18 protein-coding genes and 1 pseudogene are annotated in these 18,719 nt (G+C 58.1%); 16 read left to right on the top strand and 3 right to left on the bottom strand.

All coding sequences use genetic code 11. From position 1 onward, the window contains the following. Positions 1-4 precede the first annotated feature (4 nt). From QD409_RS14350 to QD409_RS14295, 12 genes are all read left to right on the top strand, one after another. Positions 5-334 (top strand): NIPSNAP family protein, encoded by a 330-nt coding sequence (locus QD409_RS14350; RefSeq protein ID WP_092854549.1) that lies wholly within the window; start codon positions 5-7, stop codon positions 332-334. A gap of 37 nt (positions 335-371) precedes the next feature. Next, complete coding sequence (locus tag QD409_RS14345) at positions 372-1,382, top strand: ABC transporter substrate-binding protein (RefSeq protein WP_092854551.1); 1,011 nt, start codon at positions 372-374, stop codon at positions 1,380-1,382. A 74-nt stretch (positions 1,383-1,456) separates the two neighbouring features. Next, positions 1,457-2,314, top strand: coding sequence for an ABC transporter permease (locus QD409_RS14340; RefSeq protein ID WP_430762948.1), 858 nt, complete (start codon positions 1,457-1,459; stop codon positions 2,312-2,314). Between the two features lie 3 nt (positions 2,315-2,317). Beyond that, positions 2,318-3,118, top strand: a complete 801-nt coding sequence (locus QD409_RS14335) for an ABC transporter permease (protein ID WP_092854555.1) — start codon at positions 2,318-2,320, stop codon at positions 3,116-3,118. Continuing rightward, the gene (locus tag QD409_RS14330; RefSeq protein WP_092854557.1) at positions 3,115-4,191 is read left to right on the top strand and encodes an ABC transporter ATP-binding protein; all 1,077 of its coding nucleotides are present in this window, start codon (positions 3,115-3,117) and stop codon (positions 4,189-4,191) included. Before QD409_RS14335 ends, QD409_RS14330 begins: the two co-directional genes overlap by 4 nt. 72 nt (positions 4,192-4,263) lie before the next feature. Continuing rightward, the gene (locus QD409_RS14325; RefSeq protein ID WP_430762947.1) at positions 4,264-5,745 is read left to right on the top strand and encodes an NAD-dependent succinate-semialdehyde dehydrogenase; all 1,482 of its coding nucleotides are present in this window, start codon (positions 4,264-4,266) and stop codon (positions 5,743-5,745) included. A 294-nt stretch (positions 5,746-6,039) separates the two neighbouring features. Continuing rightward, positions 6,040-6,240 carry a hypothetical protein gene (locus tag QD409_RS14320; RefSeq protein WP_159432211.1) on the top strand — a complete coding sequence of 67 codons (201 nt, stop codon included), beginning with the start codon at positions 6,040-6,042 and terminating at the stop codon, positions 6,238-6,240. A gap of 164 nt (positions 6,241-6,404) precedes the next feature. After that, positions 6,405-6,692: a hypothetical protein gene (locus QD409_RS14315; protein ID WP_092854561.1), complete on the top strand. Its 288-nt coding sequence runs from the start codon at positions 6,405-6,407 to the stop codon at positions 6,690-6,692. Positions 6,693-7,791: 1,099 nt separating this feature from the next. Beyond that, entirely contained in the window at positions 7,792-8,565 is a 774-nt protein-coding gene (locus QD409_RS14310; protein WP_245298142.1) for a transporter substrate-binding domain-containing protein, read from the top strand. A gap of 63 nt (positions 8,566-8,628) precedes the next feature. Continuing rightward, entirely contained in the window at positions 8,629-9,300 is a 672-nt protein-coding gene (locus QD409_RS14305; protein WP_092854565.1) for an amino acid ABC transporter permease, read from the top strand. Continuing rightward, positions 9,297-9,956 (top strand): amino acid ABC transporter permease, encoded by a 660-nt coding sequence (locus tag QD409_RS14300; protein WP_092854567.1) that lies wholly within the window; start codon positions 9,297-9,299, stop codon positions 9,954-9,956. The genes QD409_RS14305 and QD409_RS14300 overlap by 4 nt, the downstream gene beginning before the upstream one ends. After that, the gene (locus QD409_RS14295; protein ID WP_092854569.1) at positions 9,934-10,659 is read left to right on the top strand and encodes an amino acid ABC transporter ATP-binding protein; all 726 of its coding nucleotides are present in this window, start codon (positions 9,934-9,936) and stop codon (positions 10,657-10,659) included. The genes QD409_RS14300 and QD409_RS14295 overlap by 23 nt, the downstream gene beginning before the upstream one ends. A gap of 163 nt (positions 10,660-10,822) precedes the next feature. Here QD409_RS14295 and QD409_RS14290 read toward each other — a convergent pair whose 3' ends face one another. Further along, entirely contained in the window at positions 10,823-11,716 is an 894-nt protein-coding gene (locus QD409_RS14290) for an NAD-dependent epimerase/dehydratase family protein (protein ID WP_092854571.1), read from the bottom strand. A gap of 215 nt (positions 11,717-11,931) precedes the next feature. Between QD409_RS14290 and QD409_RS14285 the strand changes: the two genes are divergently transcribed. The 3 genes and pseudogenes from QD409_RS14285 (at position 11,932) to QD409_RS14275 (ending at position 14,823) form a co-directional block, all read left to right on the top strand. Continuing rightward, the gene (locus QD409_RS14285; protein ID WP_092854573.1) at positions 11,932-12,657 is read left to right on the top strand and encodes an SDR family oxidoreductase; all 726 of its coding nucleotides are present in this window, start codon (positions 11,932-11,934) and stop codon (positions 12,655-12,657) included. A 171-nt stretch (positions 12,658-12,828) separates the two neighbouring features. Continuing rightward, a pseudogene (locus tag QD409_RS14280) lies at positions 12,829-13,083 on the top strand (Lrp/AsnC family transcriptional regulator); the annotation flags it as partial. A gap of 312 nt (positions 13,084-13,395) precedes the next feature. Further along, positions 13,396-14,823 (top strand): aldehyde dehydrogenase family protein, encoded by a 1,428-nt coding sequence (locus QD409_RS14275; protein WP_092854575.1) that lies wholly within the window; start codon positions 13,396-13,398, stop codon positions 14,821-14,823. A gap of 178 nt (positions 14,824-15,001) precedes the next feature. Here the strand turns inward: QD409_RS14275 and QD409_RS14270 are convergent, their stop codons facing one another. Then, entirely contained in the window at positions 15,002-16,327 is a 1,326-nt protein-coding gene (locus QD409_RS14270) for an NAD(P)/FAD-dependent oxidoreductase (protein ID WP_092854577.1), read from the bottom strand. A gap of 234 nt (positions 16,328-16,561) precedes the next feature. Between QD409_RS14270 and QD409_RS14265 the strand changes: the two genes are divergently transcribed. Next, positions 16,562-17,038: an Lrp/AsnC family transcriptional regulator gene (locus QD409_RS14265; protein ID WP_092854579.1), complete on the top strand. Its 477-nt coding sequence runs from the start codon at positions 16,562-16,564 to the stop codon at positions 17,036-17,038. A gap of 25 nt (positions 17,039-17,063) precedes the next feature. On the opposite strand, the gene QD409_RS14260 is transcribed toward QD409_RS14265, so the two are convergent. Next, positions 17,064-18,719 carry an ABC transporter ATP-binding protein gene (locus QD409_RS14260; protein WP_092854581.1) on the bottom strand — a complete coding sequence of 552 codons (1,656 nt, stop codon included), beginning with the start codon at positions 18,717-18,719 and terminating at the stop codon, positions 17,064-17,066.

Genomic DNA, 18,719 nt, shown 5'->3' with positions numbered 1-18,719 from the left:
GCTCATGTATTACGAGATCAGGACATATCGTTTGAAGAACGGCGGCACTCCCGAATACCTGCGGGTCGTCGGGGAAATTGGGATCGCAATCCAGAAAAAGCATCTCGGCCATCTCATCGGCTATTTCTCCTCGGAGATCGGTCCGATCAACGAGATCGTCCACATCTGGGGCTACGCGACATTGGATGATCGCCAGACACGGCGCGCTCAGCTGGCAGCCGATTCCGAATGGCAGGCTTTCCTGCCAAAAATCCGCGATCTGATCGTCACCGCGGAAAGCAAGATCATGTCGCCGGCGTCGTTTTCGCCGCTCGGCGGAAAAGATCCGATCTGAAGCAAGTAACTATCCAACAGAAAAAGAAAGAGGGAACATGACTAAGACATTCGCAATTGCAGTTCTTACCGCCGGTCTCGGCTTTGCCGGAGCCGCTGTGGCGCAGGACATGGTGTTTACCAGCTGGGGTGGCACCACCCAGGATGCCCAAAAGGAATATTGGGCAGAAACCTTCAGCAAAGCCGCGAAGGTGAACGTAACGCAGGACGGTCCGACCGACTACGGCAAGCTGAAAGCCATGGTTGAGGCGAAAGCAGTCGGCTGGGACGTTGTCGACGTCGAAGGAGACTACGCGGTTCAGGCGGGTAGCAAGGGCCTCTTGGAGAAGCTGGACTTTTCAGTCATCGACAAGAGCAAGCTCGACCCGCGGTTCGTGACTGACTATTCCGTCGGCAGCTTCTACTATTCCTTCGTCATCGGCTGCAACAAGGATGCAGTCGATGCATGTCCGAAAAGCTGGGCAGATCTGTTCGACGCCAAGAAGTTCCCCGGTAAGCGCACCTTCTACAAATGGTCGGCACCAGGCGTGATCGAGGCGGCACTTCTGGCCGACGGCGTGCCGGCCGACAAGCTTTATCCGCTCGATCTCGACCGCGCCTTCAAGAAGCTCGACACGATCAAGTCGGATATCGTCTGGTGGGATAGCGGCGCGCAATCGCAGCAGTTGCTGGCATCTGCGGAGACACCGTTTGGATCCTTCTGGAACGGCCGCTTGACAGCGCTTGCGCAGACCGGGGTGAAAGTCGAAACATCCTGGACGAACAATATCACGGCTGCAGACGCGCTCGTCGTTCCAAAGGGTGCGAAGAACAAGGAGGCGGCGATGAAGTTCATTGCCAACGCGACAAGTGCGGAGGCTCAGGCCAAGTTCGCTGCGAAAACCAGCTATGCGCCGATCAATCTTGGCTCGCCTGAAATGATGGATCCCGCCTTGCGCAACTCGCTGCCAGACCAACAGGCGGCAACGCAGGTCAACGCGGACATGAACTACTGGGCACAGCACCGAGATGAGATCGGTACACGCTGGTATGCCTGGCAGGCGAAGTAAGTCGCTCATGGCTCATCTGTCGACGGGCCGGCACCGCCGGGCCGTCGAGATCGCCAGAATCTCGGGAGATGCAAATGGCTCTAACGGCAACGATCGGCAGCGCTTTACGCAGATCGCCACGGCAAGGTAGCTTCGGTTATCTTCTGCCGGCGCTTCTCATCATCGCGTTGTTCTTTATCGTCCCAGTCTGCATGCTCCTGATGCGGAGTCTGCTCGAGCCCCAACTCGGACTGCAGAACTACGCCACACTGCTTGGCTCGACAACATATCTGCGGGTTTTCCTCAATACCTTCCTGGTAGCGGGCTTGGTTACGATCGTGTCGATCGTCATTGGCTACCCGATCGCATGGCTCCTGGCCATCATGCCGGAACGCTGGTCGCGGTTGGTGCTGGCAATCATCATCCTGTCCATGTGGACCAACCTCCTGGCGAGAACCTACGCCTGGATGGTTCTGCTGCAGCGGACGGGCGTCGTCAACAAGCTGCTGATTGGGCTCGGATTGATCGACAAGCCGCTTGCTCTCGTCAACAATCTCGTTGGTGTGACTATCGGCATGACTTACATCATGCTGCCCTTCGTCATCCTGCCGCTTATGGGCGTTCTGCGCTCGATCGATCCCGGCATCTTGCGAGCGGCAGCGCTGTGTGGGGCCAACAAGCGCCAATGTTTCATGCACGTCCTGCTGCCGTTGTCTTTGCCTGGCGTAGCCGCCGGGGCGCTGATGGTCTTCGTGATGTCGCTTGGCTACTACGTGACACCTGCATTGCTAGGCGGAACCTCCAACATGATGCTCGCCGAGCTTGTCGCCCAGTTTGTTCAGTCACTTGTTGACTGGGGTATGGGCGGAGCCGCCGCCTTCGTCTTGTTGCTGGTAACGCTGGCACTTTATGCGATCCAGCTTAAATTTTTCAACACCAATCGGGCGAGGTAAGTCATGTTGCTCGATTTCGAAAAGCTCGGCGGGCTCAAGCTTTTTCTGATCGGATTGACGGTTATCGTCTGTCTTTTCCTGATCCTTCCGATTGCGTTCATCGCTGCACTCTCGTTCGGTTCGTCGCAATGGCTGATCTTTCCGCCACCGTCCTGGACATTCAAATGGTATCAGGAATTATTTGCCGACCCGCGCTGGCTCTATTCCGCGTTGACAAGTCTTGAGATCGCGGCCGTCGTTACGGCTCTATCCGTCATCATTGGTTTCCTGGCCGCATTCGGCCTGAACCGCAGTACCTTCTTTGGACGTGAGGCACTGCGGGCTCTCTTCCTGACGCCGATGATCCTGCCGGTGGTGGTTCTCGCTGTTGCGCTTTATGCCTTGTTCCTGCAGCTCGGCCTGGCCGGAACGACGATCGCCTTCATCATCGCACATCTACTGATCGCGCTGCCGTTCTCCATTATTTCAATCGGAAACGCCCTGGAAGGTTTCGACAAGTCCATCGAGGATGCTGCGGTTCTATGCGGCGCCAGCCCTTGGGAAGCGCGCCTTCGGGTCACCGTGCCGGCGATCAGCCACGGAATCTTTGCCGCCGCCATTTTTTCCTTCCTGGCCTCCTGGGATGAGGTGGTCCTGGCGATATTCATGGCCAGCCCGACGCTTCAGACGCTCCCGGTCAAGATCTGGTCGACCTTGCGTCAGGACCTGACGCCCGTGATCGCCGCAGCTTCCACTATACTCATCGCCTTCACCATCGTCCTCATGGTCCTGGCAGCCATCTTCCGCAAGGGACACAAAGCATGACCGACGCATTTCTCTCTATCCGCGGCATTCGCAAGGTCTATGGCCAAGTTACGGCAGTCAAGAACGTGACGTTGGACATTGCCGAAGGCGAGTTCATGACATTCCTTGGCCCCTCCGGGTCGGGAAAGTCGACAACGCTCTACATTCTCGCTGGGTTTCAAGATCCAACGGAAGGGGACATTCTTCTAAGGGGCCAAAGCCTTCTTTCGACGCCCTCGCACAAGCGTAGTATCGGAATGGTGTTCCAGCGTTACACGCTTTTCCCGCATCTGACAGTCGGCGAGAACGTTGCCTTTCCATTGCGGGTGCGCCGTACCCCGCAAGCCGAGATAGCCGAACGCGTGAAGGCGGCTTTGCGGTTGGTGCGCCTCGAAGGATTTGAAGATCGAAAGCCCGCTCTGATGTCGGGTGGTCAGCAACAGCGCGTCGCGCTCGCTCGCTCGCTCGTCTACAATCCGCCCGTGCTCTTGATGGACGAGCCGCTGTCGGCGCTCGATAAAAAGCTTCGCGAGGAAATCCAATTCGAGATCCGACGCATTCATCAGGAAACCGGCGTCACCATTCTCTATGTCACGCACGACCAGGAGGAGGCCTTGCGCCTTTCAGATCGCATTGCGGTCTTCAGTCACGGCGAGATTGATCAGATCGGCTCCGGCCAAGAGCTTTATGCGAACCCGGCGACCCATTTCGTCGCCGGCTTCATCGGCGACAGCAACTTCATCGATGCTGAGGTTGTTGGACGCAGCGACGGCAAGGCGCGTCTGGCGCTTCCGGGCGGTGCCATAATCGATGGCGTGCCAATGCGTAGCGGCGGCGCTGGCGGCACGAAGGCATCGTTGTTGCTCCGACCCGAAAGACTGTCTTTGTCGCGGGCTCAGATCGACGCCGGCCTCGTCGTTACGATCAGCGACATCACCTTTCTGGGCAACAACGTCGAGGTCAGCACGCGGACTGCAAGCGGCGACAGCTTGTCCGTTCGGTTGCCGTTTGGACATGAAGCGATTTCGCACCTTGCTCGCGGTGATCAAGCCTGGCTCGGCTTCGAAGCCAATTCGGCACACGCTTTCGCCTGAACGGGCAACCTTAGGCGGCCGGGCGGTCGCCTCCGTCGATCGCGCCTTTTTGAATCCGTGAGGATGTTACCAATGACCCTTTCTGAATCCCTCCGTGGTCGGCTGAAGGACCCTTCGCTGCTCATCGACAAAGCGCTTATCGGCGGCAAGTGGGTCGCGGCAAGCGAGGCAGCCAAGACCTTCGACGTATTTAACCCTTCGACCGGGGAGACGATCGCCGTTTTGCCCGACATGAACAGGGTCGAGGTCGATCGCGCCATCGAAGCAGCCCATGGAGCGCAGAAGCAATGGGCGAAGAAGACTGGCAAGGAGCGCGCCGCCATCCTGCGCAATCTGTTCGAGCTGATGATTGCCAATGCCGACGATCTGGCGACGATCCTGACGACGGAAATGGGCAAGCCGCTTGCCGAAGCGAGGGGCGAAATTCTTTATGGTGCATCCTATGTCGAATGGTTCGGCGAGGAGGCGAAGCGAGTCTACGGCGATACCATTCCCGGCCATCAGGCCGACAAACGCATCATCGTCATCAAGCAGCCGGTCGGCGTCGTTGCTGCCATTACGCCCTGGAATTTCCCAAACGCCATGTTGGCGCGTAAGTTCGCCCCAGCGATTGCCGCTGGCTGTGCGATGGTGGCAAAACCGGCGGCGGAGACACCGCTTTCGGCCTTGTCGTTTGCGCTACTTGCCGAACGCGCCGGCATTCCCGCGGGCGTCTTCAGCATTATTACTTCGACAGAGCCCTCCGCGGTCGGCAAGGCGTTCACTGAGAATGACAAAGTACGCAAGCTGACCTTTACCGGCTCGACCAATGTCGGAAAGATCCTCATGCGCCAAGGTGCTGAGCAGATCATGAAACTGGGCCTGGAGCTCGGTGGCAACGCTCCGTTTATCGTTTTCGATGATGCCGATCTTGATGCTGCCGTCGAAGGTGCCATGGTCTCGAAATACCGCAACAATGGCCAAACCTGCGTCTGCGCCAACCGGCTTTATGTTCAGGCCGGCGTCTATGATGCCTTCGCCGAAAAGCTTGCCGAGAAGGTTCGCGCCCTCAAGATCGGCGATGGATTTGAGGAGGGTGTCGCAGCCGGGCCGCTGATCTCGCAAAAAGCGCTAGTCAAGGTTGAGGAGCACATCGAAGACGCCTTGTCGAAGGGGGCTACCGTGATACTTGGCGGCAAACCAAGCGAACGCGGCGGCCTGTTCTTCCAGCCGACGATCCTGACCGGGGTCACAACGGAGATGAAAGTAGCGGGCGTGGAGACGTTCGGTCCCGTCGCACCGCTCTTCAGGTTCGAGACGGAGGACGAGGTTATCTCCATGGCCAACAACACCGAGTTTGGCCTTGCATCCTACTTCTATTCCCGGGATCTGTCGAAAGTCTTCCGCGTAGCTGAAGCGCTCGAATATGGCATGGTCGGTATCAATACCGGCTTGATTTCCACCGAAGTCGCCCCCTTCGGCGGGATCAAGCAGTCCGGCCAGGGCCGCGAAGGCTCCAAATACGGCATGGAAGATTATGTTGAGCTAAAATACATGTGTCTGGACATAGGTTAGTCTCGCCGCTGAGTTTCGCCATGCAACAAAATCCGGCGACGAGGGTTCGGTGTGCTGAAGGATATCCGACGGGATAAACTCACAAAACTGCTTTGTTTTTATCGGCTGTAGTAATTCATCTGAGATTAATGGGATTTTGCGGCAAGTTGTCATCTCCCACACTATGACGGTTTCCGTTCGGAGACAGTTCCTGCATGTCTCTTAGGGATTCTCATTAAGTTCCGGTCGGCCCAAGGGTCAAGCCGAAGGCTACTGTTGCCCGCGGTACCTCAGCCGAGGGCCGGGATACTGCGCTTGTTGGGATCAGTCCCAGGGGATGATGGCCATCAGGTCATCGTCGTCCTGGCCAGGATCGCGGCCGAGATTGGCGTTGAGCCTGGCGTGGCCTGTGTTGACGCTGAGGGTGAAATAGTCGCCGCTATTCTGGTTCCGCTTTTTCCAGATGCCGCCGATCTCGATATGCCCGCCGCGTGGGCTCTTGGCGAAAAGGCATAGACGGGCGCCTTGGTGTTGGTGCTCTCGAATTCCTCGCCTGTTATGTCGAGGTGGTCGGCGACCGAGGCGATTGAACTGCCCACAAGTTGCGCGGCCGACTGAAAATTATTCATCCCCTGTTCAGCCGTCCGGTTTCAGGATGATGACAATGACGGAGGTTCACTATGAAAATCTTTAGAAATCTGCTTGCCGCGCTACTCGGTATCGGTCTGTTGATCGGTGCGGGTTCTGCATCCGCTGCGCCGATGATGAATATGGCCAAGCCGGAGGTCCAGTCATCCGTTCAGACGGTCCGTTATCATCACCGCCGCCATTGGCATGGCTATCGACATCACCGGCATCACCACTGGAGATCGCATCGCAGCTACCGGAGCCATTACTGGCGCGGCCATCACTACGGCTGGTACAAGCACCATCGCCACCACCCTCATCACCGCTACTATCGCTACTGAGCGGCGCATGCTGAAAGCTGCATAGGGATCGGGCCAATTTGCCTCTGGTCACAACGAAAAATGTGACCGGAGGCGTCAATAGCGCTTGGACGGTCGACTTGTTGAAAGCCTTACTGTTGTGGCCATGGCAGCTGTTATGGCTGTATATGCGACGCCATCGTTTTCACAGGCCATCGAAATAGGACCTGGCGGCGTGCGTCTTGTGGATCCGAATAGGGATCTGCCACCACGACCTCCTGCGGACATGGACATAGGCTCAGCCAGCGCCAGGCTGTTCGAATAGCCCGGCATGAGGGCTTGCAGGAGGTCGAAAATATCGACCGCAAGAGAGACCGGTTCATTGTCGACGGAACGGACAACGACGGCAATGATATCACCGTTAGCGTTGACCGGCAGACGGGCGAGTTGGTTTCCGCCGCGTGGGGCGACGGCGCAATACCCTTGCCGGAGAGATGCTCCCAAAACGGCACCTCATTACAGAAGCCTTGCGGCTCGAATGCGCGCAGTGTGGCAGTAAGACCTCAGTCGGCATTGAGGCCCTCCAAATAATCGCACGCCGCGTCGTTGAGAACGTAATCCCGATAATTGCCGTGTAGCAACGACAGGAAGTCCAGCCGCGATTTCGATGTCGCGGTGCGGGAGACCATAAAGTGCCCACCGCCGATCTGGGTGGCATAAAAGTTAGAATGAGCATGGCCGGCGCCGGTGCCATCGACTGTGATCTACAGGGCGTAGCGTTGGTCTAGCTTGGAGGCAATTAACCGACGCCGCATCGCAACTTCGCGCGGGCAACAAAACAGTACAGTATGACTGACCTATTCGTGCCGGAAACGACATAGGAATTCGTGCGGCGCAGCATCCGGCTCAGCGCATTGCTCCGGGCCTAAATCGACACAATTCACTGACACCTGGTTTATGTGACAGCACCGCGCCCAATTCTTGAGCAATATTCAATCACCGATCGGCCGGAGATGAGCGATCTGTCCGGATCACAGTACGGTTGACGGCGGCATTCAGTCGATTGGCCCAGGTCTTGCTTTGTCCTTCAGCGTACATAGCCTGATTGGAAGGACATTTGATGAAGCGCAGACAATTGCTCATGGCACTCGGCATCGCGATATTCGCGATGGGATCGCTTTCCGCCCCGCAAGCAGTAAGGGCGGATGCCCTGAGCGATATAGCATCGCGCGGTACGCTCCGCGTCGCCGTTCCGCAGGATTTTCCGCCCTTCGGCAGCGTCGGTACGGATATGGCACCAATGGGCTATGACATCGACATGGCCAATCTGATCGGCGAAAAGCTTGGCGTGAAGACGGAGCTTGTGCCGGTCACCAGCGCCAACCGAATTCCCTACCTGCAGACGAACAAGGTCGATCTGGTGATTTCGAGCCTCGGCAAGAACGCCGAGCGCCAGGCCGTTATCGATTTCTCCGACGCCTATGCACCCTTCTTCAACGGGATCTTCGGTCCTGCCGACGCTGCCGCTGCCAAGCCGGAGGATCTTTCCGGCAAGACGATCGGCGTCACCCGCGGTGCGATCGAGGACCTCGCTCTGACGAAGGTCGCACCGCAGGACGCGACGATCAAGCGCTACGAAGATAATAACGGCACCATTTCGGCCTTCCTCTCGGGCCAGGTGCAGCTGATCGCCACCGGCAACGTCGTCGCCGCGGCGATCCTTGCCAAGAACCCGCCGAAAAAGCCCGAGATGAAATTCCTCATCACCAACTCGCCCTGCTATATCGGCCTCAACAAGAGCGAGCCGGCCTTGCAGAAGAAGGTCGATGAGATCATCGCCGCCGCCAAGGCCGATGGGACGCTGAACAAGATCTCGCAGAAGTGGCTCGGCGCCGACCTTCCTGCCGGCTTCTGATCAACGCACGACGGACGCACCGCCAGCTTGGCGGCGCAGTCTGTCCGAGCGAGGCATCTTCCCATGCGCTATCATTTCGACTTCGGCTGGCTCGCCGAATATTACCCGGTCCTGATCAAGGGCGTCCTCGTCACGCTCGAGCTGACCCTGATCGGCGCCGTGCTCGGCATTATCCTCGGCATCGCCTGCGCCTGGGTGCGTGCGCTCGGCCCGCGCAGGCTCAAGCCCCTTGTCGCCACCTATGTCGAGCTGATCCGCAACACGCCGTTCCTGATCCAGCTCTTCTTCATCTTCTTCGGCCTGCCCGGCATCGGCGTCCAGATGAATGAGATGACGGCGGCCAATCTCGCCATGATCATCAATCTCGGCGCCTATAGCTGCGAGATCATCCGCGCCGGCATACAGGCAACGCCGCGCGGCCAGTTCGAGGCCGGCGCGAGCCTCGCGATGACGCCATTCGAGACCTTCCGCCATGTCGTCCTCATCCCATCCCTGCAACGCATCTGGCCGGCGCTGTCGTCGCAGGTCGTCATCGTCATGCTCGGCTCCTCGGTTGTCTCGCAGATCGCCGCAGAGGATCTCACCTTCGCGGCAAACTTCATCCAGTCCCGCTCGTTCCGTGCCTTCGAAGCCTATTTCGTGTCCACGGCGATCTATCTGGTGCTCGCGATCCTGCTCCGGCAGACGCTTGCGGGCGTGGGCGCATTGATCTTTCCACGCAGGGCCCGCCGATGATCCAATTCACCACATGGGATGTTCTCCGCGGCCTGCTGCTGGCCACGCGCTGGACGATACTTCTGTCGCTGGTCTCCTTTGCAGGCGGCGCGATCGCCGGCGCCATCCTGCTGTTCCTGCGCATCGGCAAACGCAAGGCCGGCCGCGTCGCCGTCAGATATTTCGTCGAGCTGTTTCAGGGCACGCCGCTGCTGATGCAGCTTTTCCTCGCATTCTTCGGGCTGGGCTTGTTCGGCATCGACGTGCCGGCGTGGCTGGCCGCCGGTGTCGCGCTCACCCTCTGGTCGGCCGCCTTCCTCACCGAAATCTGGCGCGGCTGCGTCGAGGCCGTCGCCAAGGGCCAGTGGGAGGCCTCAGCCAGCCTCGGCATGGGCTATATCCAGCAGATGCGCTACGTCATCCTGCCGCAGGCACTGCGCATCGCGGTGCCGCCGACGGTCGGCTTCTCCGTGCAGGTCGTCAAAGGCACCGCGCTCACGTCCATCATCGGCTTCGTGGAGCTGTCGAAGGCCGGCACCATCATCACCAATGCGACCTTCCAGCCATTTACCGTCTATGGCTTCGTCGCGCTCATCTATTTTGCCCTGTGCTGGCCGCTGTCGAAAAGCAGCCAGATTCTGGAAAGGAAGCTCAATGTCGCTCATCGAGGTCACTGAAGTCCGCAAGAGCTTTGGCACCAACGAGGTGCTGAAAGGCATCAACCTCGATGTCGAACCAGGCGAAGTGATCGCGATTATCGGCAAGAGCGGCTCGGGAAAGTCGACGCTTCTGCGCTGCATCAACGGGCTGGAGACGATAAATGACGGCTCGATCTCGGTCGCAGGCGCGCAACTCCTGCCTGACGACCTGCACCTGAAGGCGCTCCGGCTGAAGGTCGGCATGATCTTCCAGCAATTCAATCTCTTCCCGCATTTGAGCGCGGGACGCAACGTCATGCTCTCGCAGATGGTCGTCAAGAAGATAGCCAGGGCCGAAGCCGAGGCCATGGCGCGGCGAATGCTCGACCGCGTCGGCCTTGGGCACAAGTTCGACGCCTATCCGGATGAGCTCTCCGGCGGTCAGCAGCAACGCGTCGCCATCGCAAGAGCGCTCGCCATGCAGCCAATCGCGCTTCTCTGCGACGAGATCACCTCGGCCCTTGACCCGGAACTGGTGGCAGAGGTTCTCGCCGTTGTCCGCGAACTGGCAAGCGAAGGCATGACGCTGCTGATGGTAACGCATGAGATGAAATTCGCCCGCGACGTCTGCTCCCGTGTCGTCTTTATGCATCAGGGCCGGGTGCACGAAATCGGCCCACCCGGCGAAGTCTTTGCCAATCCGCAGACGCCGGAACTCAAGCAGTTCCTCGGCCTTCACTGAAGGATTGATCTGATCTTTCAATCCGCCGATGAAATCCTCGCTTCTGTCAGAAACCAATGAACCGAACTTTGGATTCAGGTGACGAGAGAAAGCGAGTCTTCCAGGAGCGACCTATTAGGAGCCGCTTGCTGCCTCGTCCGGCAATCTTATTGAGGCATCCTTATTAGACGTTCACATAGCGCCGCCAATTGTGCTCTTCCTTGAAATCCAGCACCCCGCGAATCTTGCGGTTGGACAAGAGGCCTTCATACTCCCCGATCTCGCGCGTGAACGGGACGTTGGGAAAATGCCTGGCGGCAAGCTCGCGCGATGGCGTATTGGCTGACACGGTGTCATTCGCAGCATTGAACACCTGAAAGCCCAGGCCGCTCTTTTCGATGCAGAGGTAGACGATCTGGCCAAGGTCGCGAGCGTCGATATAACTCCAGGCAATCCGCTTGCGGATTTCGCTATTGGCGAAATATTCGGGGAAGCGCTCATACTCATGTGGCTCTATGACGTTGCCGATGCGTAGCGCATAGATATCGATGCCGAAGCGTTCTGCAAAGGCGCGCGCCGTCTTCTCGTTCACGACCTTCGACAGGCCATAGGAATCCATCGGATTAACGTCGTAGTCCTCTTCGAGTGGGAACTGATGAAAATCACGATGGCCCTCGGCGAAGCAGACGCCATAAGTCGTCTCGCTGGAGGCGATAATGATCTTTTTCACGCCAAGCTTCGCAGCCGCCTCGATGACATTATAGGTACTCATCGTATTGATGCGAAATGTCTCGTTGTCAGGTTTGATCAAAATGCGCGGTATGGCGGCGAAATGCACGACGGCGTCGAAAGGCTGCGTGCCTTTGCCGTGATCGAGATCCGGAAAGTCGCGATGCATAGTCAGGACATTATAGACTTGCCCGGCATCGGTGACATCGGCCTGCAGATTGGTGACGCCAGGGCTGTTCAGCGGCACCAAGTCGATGTTGTGAACCTCATAGCCGGCGTTGACCAGCCAGGGCACAGCATGACGTCCCGCCTTGCCGCTTCCGCCGGTAAATAAAATACGTTTCTTCATGAAATTTCCTCCGCATGAAATTGAGCGGAAGATAGGCTCTCACACCTTTTTCGCAAGATACGACTTTGTGATCCGACACGATCGAAATCCGCGGCATTCCGGGGCGCGGGGTAGCTGACCGTTGGCAGGGAATATCGAAGAAAGCCGTCGAAACACTCGTAAAATATCTGCCCGTATGCGACCTTGGATAGGTTCGGATCTGGGAAGGAGACCGCATGCACGAGCTCGAAGGTAAAATCGCTGCCGTTACGGGGGCGGCATCTGGGATTGGCCTGGCGTCGACCGAAGCGTTGATCGCAGCAGGCGCGAAAGTTGTAATGATCGATCGGGATCAGAAGGCGCTGGACATCGCTCGTGAGCGTCTTGGACAAGGCGCGATCCCGCTCGTCATCGATTTGCTGGATCCGGCAAGCTGCGCTTCTCTGCTCGAAGGAGTGCTCTCAAAGGTGGGCCACCTCGATATCTTCCACGCAAATGCCGGCACCTACATCGGTGGGGATCTTGTCGACGCAGATCTCGATGCGATCGATCGAATGCTCAATCTAAATGTCAACGTCGTGATAAAAAACGTCCGAACGGTAATCCCCCATATGATCGAGCGGGGCACTGGCGACATTGTCGTGACGAGCTCGGTAGCGGGCCATTCCCCGGTTCCTTGGGAGCCGGTCTATTCCCCTTCCAAATGGGCGATGCACTGCTTCGTACAGACGATGCGGCGCCAGCTTCTCAAGAACGGCATCAGGGTTGGTTCTGTATCCCCTGGACCTGTTGTCAGTGCCCTCCTTGCAGACTGGCCCGAAGAGAACCTGCGAAAGGCAAAGGAGGCGGGAGCGTTGATTGAGCCTAAAGAGGTCGCGGATGCGGTCATCTTCATGTTGACGCGGCCGCGCAATGTGACGATCCGCGACGTCGTAATATTGCCGAGCGCTTTCGACATCTGATCAAGGCGACGGGCGGCAATTTGGCCAGCCCGCAAAGATCTTCAAAAATGTCGCTGCTGATCTCGGCGCGACGGCGAACGTCTAGGCCGGGAAGCTGCGTTTTGCTCTAAATTCCCGACGGCCAGGCCGAATGCTGCGGGGCTGCAACGACGGCGTTCATATTGTTGCGCTGTGGGCGCAGGCCTCACGGTGTTTGCTCGCGTCTGGTTCAAGACACAGGATGCACAAATCACTCTGCAATTTGCTGAGGCTGTAGGGCGGTTTTCCGAAGCCATGGAATGTTATCTGACAACGAGAGAGCATGATGCTGTCGCGCGCATTGTCACGGCCGACCATTTCACGCATATCCCGAGCGCATTGAACATGAAGACTGACGTCCCGATGGGAACCCTGAAACGAATCTATGAGTTGCCGTTGACCACGTAGTGACACGGCGCCGACGGTCATTGAGCCTGCTCGCTTTGAACGACTTCGGACCTTCACAACACGGTGGACATTCGCAATGAAGTTCTGCCTTACGGTACAACATAGGCAGATTGCGCTGAATGGAGCCGCGTACCATCGGCAGGCAGACGAAATCAGAGGACGATCCCTATGAGCTATCTTGCGGTAGATCGATAGGCCAGAACCGACGTCAGCGCCCCCGCATTGGAGAACCGTCCGGGCAATAGGATTGGGGAACCTCGCCGAGAGCATCACCGAAACGGTAAACAGCGCGGCCAACCGACGGAGAAAGCTGTGAAACATGCGCATAAGTTCTATATCGGTGGAAACTGGATCGACCCTACGCTCTCAACCACTCGCGAGGTCATCGACCCGTCCACCGAGCAGCCGATAGGAGCGATTGCGATGGGCTGTGCCGCAGACGCCCATAAGGCAATCGCAGCTGCGCGTAGCGCCTTTGTTTCTTTCTCTCAGACGACGAAGGAAGAACGCTTGGCGCTTTTGAAGCGAATTCTGGCAATCCTCAAGCGTCGTAACGACGAGATTGGCGACGTCATATCTCACGAAATGGGAGCGCCGCTTGCCATGGCCCGGGCTGAACAAGCTGCCCTCGGCGCTATTCATTTCGAGCAAACGATCAAGGCCTGCGAAACATTCGCCTTCGAATACATGCAAGGCTCGACTCGCATCGTGCACGAACCGGTTGGCGTGGTAGCAATGATCACGCCTTGGAACTGGCCGATCAACCAGATCGCGTGCAAGGTCGCAGCGGCACTCGCGACCGGCTGCACGATGGTGCTCAAACCCTCAGAGATCGCTCCGTTCAACGCAATCGTCTTTGCTGAGATCATGGCTGAAGCTGGCGTACCGGCAGGAGTCTTCAATCTGGTCCAAGGTGACGGTCCAACCGTCGGAACGATACTCGCCAGCCATCCGGATGTTGACATGGTGTCCTTCACGGGCTCAACGCGTGCCGGCATCGCCGTCGCGCAGGCAGCTGCACCGACGGTCAAGCGGGTGCATCAGGAACTCGGCGGCAAGTCGCCAAACATCATCTTACGGAGCGCCGATTTCGCCGCATCCATCAGCGCAGGCGTGCGCCGGTGCTTTGGCAATTCCGGGCAGTCGTGCAATGCGCCGACGCGAATGCTCGTGCCAGCCGAGCGAATGGATGAAGCAAGTTCAATAGCCGCGAGAGAAGCGGCCATGCTTGTTGTCGGTCCCCCTTCGGATACTCACACCGACCTGGGGCCGGTGGCAAGCGCGGCCCAATTCGCAAAAATCCAGGCGCTGATCGCGGCAGGTATCGCGGAAGGAGCTGAACTTGTCGCCGGCGGTATCGGGCGCCCCTCACATCTCAACATAGGTTACTACGTGCGCCCAACCGTTTTTGCTCGCGTGACAAATTCGATGACGGTTGCGCGCGAAGAAATCTTCGGTCCCGTGCTGTCGATTATCGGCTATCAAAACGAGGACGAGGCGGTGGCAATTGCCAACGATACGCCCTATGGACTCGCCGCTTACATTCAGGGCGACCCCCTGGAGGCGCGGTCGGTCGCTTGCAGGCTTCGAGCCGGCACTGTTCGTCTTAATCAATCGGCATGGGATGGCGCCGCGCCATTTGGAGGATACAAGCAATCCGGCAATGGTCGGGAGTATGGGAAGTTTGGCCTGCATGAATTTACCGAGATCAAGGGTATCGTCGGCTTCGTATCGCACTGAGCCAATTGTTGACCTCGATAGGCCGGTATCTGGGAAGAATAACGGGTCAACCTCTTTCGAAACCCATTTCCGAACCGGCTATTGGTGCTTTCGCTGGGGGATCTGTTTGCTTTGCACAGCGCTGAGCTTGCAGTGCATGCATAGTGAGGGACTCAGGAAATGGGGCTCTTCTTTCCCATCAGAAATCCGCGACTTTCCCCCAAACGGATGACGCAAACCGACTTGGATGATAAGGCAGCGGATCGACGATGGGTTCCGCGCCGGTCACCATATCGGCAATTAAATGGCCGGCCCCGGGTCCGATCCCAAAACCGTGACCGGAAAATCCGGCGGCGAGAATAAAGCCAGGGAGCGTCGGGATTTCGCCAATGCCGGGAACACCATCCGGTGTGCTGTCGATATAGCCTGCCCAAGCGGCCGTGATCTCGGTCTTGCGAAGCTCCGGCAGAAGTTCAACTGCCCTTGCGTGCGTCAGTTCGATCGTAGCGCGATCCGGCCTCGGATCGAGAATGCGCATATGTTCCATTGGCGTCGGCCGGTCGAGCCGCCAATGTTTCAACGATTCATGTCCGGAGCGGAAGCCTTCGAGCCCACCGGGCGATAGGCTTTTTCGTCGCTTGAGGAACATCGGAATGAATTGCGACGAGAACCGCAATTGTTGGGCTGTCAGGTCGACCCGACCGCGGCCGCTGATGGCGAGCGTATACCCACCGTCGCCGCGGCGGGTAATCGATACACCGCTGGTGTGCAATGTATCCGGCAGCCCCTCGGCGCCAGAGGAGACCGCCAGGATCGAGGAGCGAATGGAAGCCTGGGGAAAGCGGATCCCCAATTGCCGGCAGAAAGATGATGCCCAAGCGCCACCGGCAAGGATCACCGTCTTGGTGCGGATCACGCCGCTCTCGGTGACCACACCGCTGACGCGCCCGCCCTCTGTTTCCAGGCCGCGGGCGGCACAATTCTGATGAACGGTGCTGCCGAGCTTCACAATCGCGCGCGCCACCGCAGGCGCCGCATTGGCCGGATCGGCTATTCCATCGGTTGGCGAGAAGACGCCTCCCTTCCACACACGCCCCGTTGCTCGGCCGCGCTCGGTTGCGGTGGCGCCGTCGAGCATATGGGTGGTGACATCAACCGTCTGGGCAAAGTCGTGCCAGCGCGCCCAACCGGCGATCTCCTGTTCGTCATTGCTGAGATAGAATAACCCGCAACGCCGGAAGCCCGCGTTTTCGCCGGTATCGCCGGCAAATCTCTCCCACAGATCGAGGCTCTTCGTCGCCATCGGCAGTTCTCGGGCATCGCGATTTTGCTGCCGGCACCAACCCCAGTTGCGGCTGGATTGTTCCGCACCGATCAGGCCTTTCTCGACAAGGGCAACGCGTAGGCCCGATCTTGCGAGATAATATGCTGCGAAAACACCGACAATACCGCCGCCGATCACCACCGTGTCGGCTGACTTCGGCAATATCGGCGAGCTTTCGATGAGACAAAGCGGTGCAGGCATGCGTGACCTCCAAATTCTACCCAACCCTAACCCATTGTTCGGCCAAACGTTGCTGGAGATCACCGGACCGCCGAATTTTATGCCGTACCCGATACGGTCTATAAACTATTGTGCTTCAATGGAGATTTGTCTTCCGCATAGACATGTTCAGGCGATGTGCTACCCTCAACGCCACTTGGTAACAGCATTTTGTGCCGCCTTTTCCCGGCACTTTCTCAACGGCGGACCTCACTCATGAAACTGGATCGGATCGATATCAAAATCCTCTACGAGCTTCAGAGAAATGGCCGCATCACCAATGTCGAGCTGGCCGAGCTTGTGGCTCTTTCTCCTAGTCCATGCCTCATGCGCGTCAAGCGCCTCCAGGCTGAAGGATACATCGAAGGCTATTCCGCCCAGATCAACCTCGCAAAACTCGGTCAAACACTAACCGTCTTTACCGAGATCACCCTCAAGAACCACAGGCAGATCGATTTTGCTCGCTTCCTAAACGTGGTCGAGAAAATTGATCAAGTGATCGAGTGCCATCTCGTTTCCGGCGGCTACGACTATCTCATCAAATTTGTCACCGCCGGGATCGGTGAGTATCAGACCATTATGGAACGGCTGACCGATATGGATATTGGGATCGACAAGTACTTCAGCTTCGTCGTGCTCAAGTCGCCGATCGTCAAGGCGCACATGCCGTTGACCAGCCTGTTTCCCATGTGATCGGCATCCGAGGTCATGTCATCGGTTAGCCATGGCCGTATTCACGCTTGAGTTCCGGGTCCTGAACAAGACTGTCGAGCCATTTCGGATCGAGTTTCGGAACGGACTGGAACAGCAGTTGCGAATAGGGGTGGCGGGGCGCATTGGCGGATTCGCGTGTGATTTGCTCCACCTTCCGGCCGCCATACATCACGACGATTTCGTCGCAAATTGCCTCGACGACCGAGAGATCATGGCTGATGAAGATGTAAGACAAATGCAGCTCACGCTGCAGTTCCTTCAAGAGCTCGATGATTGCCGCTGCGACAACGGTGTCGAGAGCAGAGGTGATTTCATCACAGATGATCAGGCGCGGTTCTGCTGCCAGCGCGCGGGCAAAATTCACGCGCTGCTTCTGTCCGCCGGACAGTTCCGACGGATAGCGATAGCGAAGCGCGCGCGGCAATCGCACCATGTCAAGCAGTTCGTCGACCCTGGCCTCTCGAGCCTTGCTGCCCATGCCATGGTAGAAGACCAGCGGCCGCTCGAGAATATCGCCGACGGACTTTGCCGGGTTGAGCGCCGTGTCGGCATATTGAAAGACAATCTGCATCTCACGCAGTTGGTCGCGCGAGCGCAACTTTGCGGCGCGATTCATGTCGCTGCCATTGAAGCCGATGGTGCCTGATACGGCGGGCAGAATGCCTGCGATTGCACGAGCCAGCGTCGACTTTCCGCATCCGGATTCGCCGATGATGCCGAGATTCCTGCCCTTCTCCACTTCAAGGCTGACGGATTGAACTGCACAGACTGCCGGCAGGCCATTGGCCTGCATATCACCATAGCCCGCAACCAGGCCGTCGATCCTCAGCATGGGTGCGATCGACCCTGCGATACTCCCTCTACGGAACGCTTGTTTCGGTTCGAAGGCCGCCAGTAGCTCGCGCGTATAGGGATGGCTCGGTCGCGTAAGGATCGCTTCGGTGGACGCCAATTCCTGGATTTCGCCGCCCTTAAGCACGGCAATGCGGTCGGCGATCTGCGCCACGACCGCTAGATCGTGCGAAACGTAAACACCGGCAATATCGCCAGCGCGGATGACGGACTTGAACGCCTTCAGTACGTCGATCTGCGTCGTCACGTCGAGCGCGGTGGTCGGTTCGTCAAAAATAATCAGCTTTGGTTCGCCGATCAGGGCCATGGCGGCAGCCAATCGCTGCAGCTGGCCGCCGGAGACCTGATGTGGATATCGTTCGCCGATCGTTTCCGGGCTCGGCAGCGACAGCGCCCGGAAAAGTTCGATCGCGCGCCGGCGTGCTTGCTCCGGCGACATCAGTCTGTGAATGCGGGTGACCTCGATGACCTGCTCCATGATCTTCGAGGCCGGATTAAAGGCCGCAGCCGCGCTTTGCGGAATATAGGCAACTGTGGTGCCGCGGACCTTTGAGCGTTCGCTTTCCGACAGAGCGGCCATGTCCTGCCCGTCGACATGGACCTTGCCGCCGGATATGCGGCAACCCTCTCGCGCATGCCCCATGAGAGTCAACGCTATCGTCGTCTTGCCCGAGCCGCTTTCGCCGATCAGCGCGACGATTTCTCCCTTGGCGATATCGAAACTGACGTCCTTGATGATTTCCACCACGCGGCCGGAGTCAGTCGTGGCTTCGACCTTCAGATTTTTGATTTCAACGAGGTTGGCCAT

Source organism: Rhizobium sp. BR 315 (assembly GCF_050577975.1).
In the GTDB taxonomy this organism is placed as follows: Bacteria; Pseudomonadota; Alphaproteobacteria; order Rhizobiales; family Rhizobiaceae; genus Rhizobium; species Rhizobium miluonense.
This window is presented reverse-complemented; position numbering and strand designations above follow the sequence as displayed.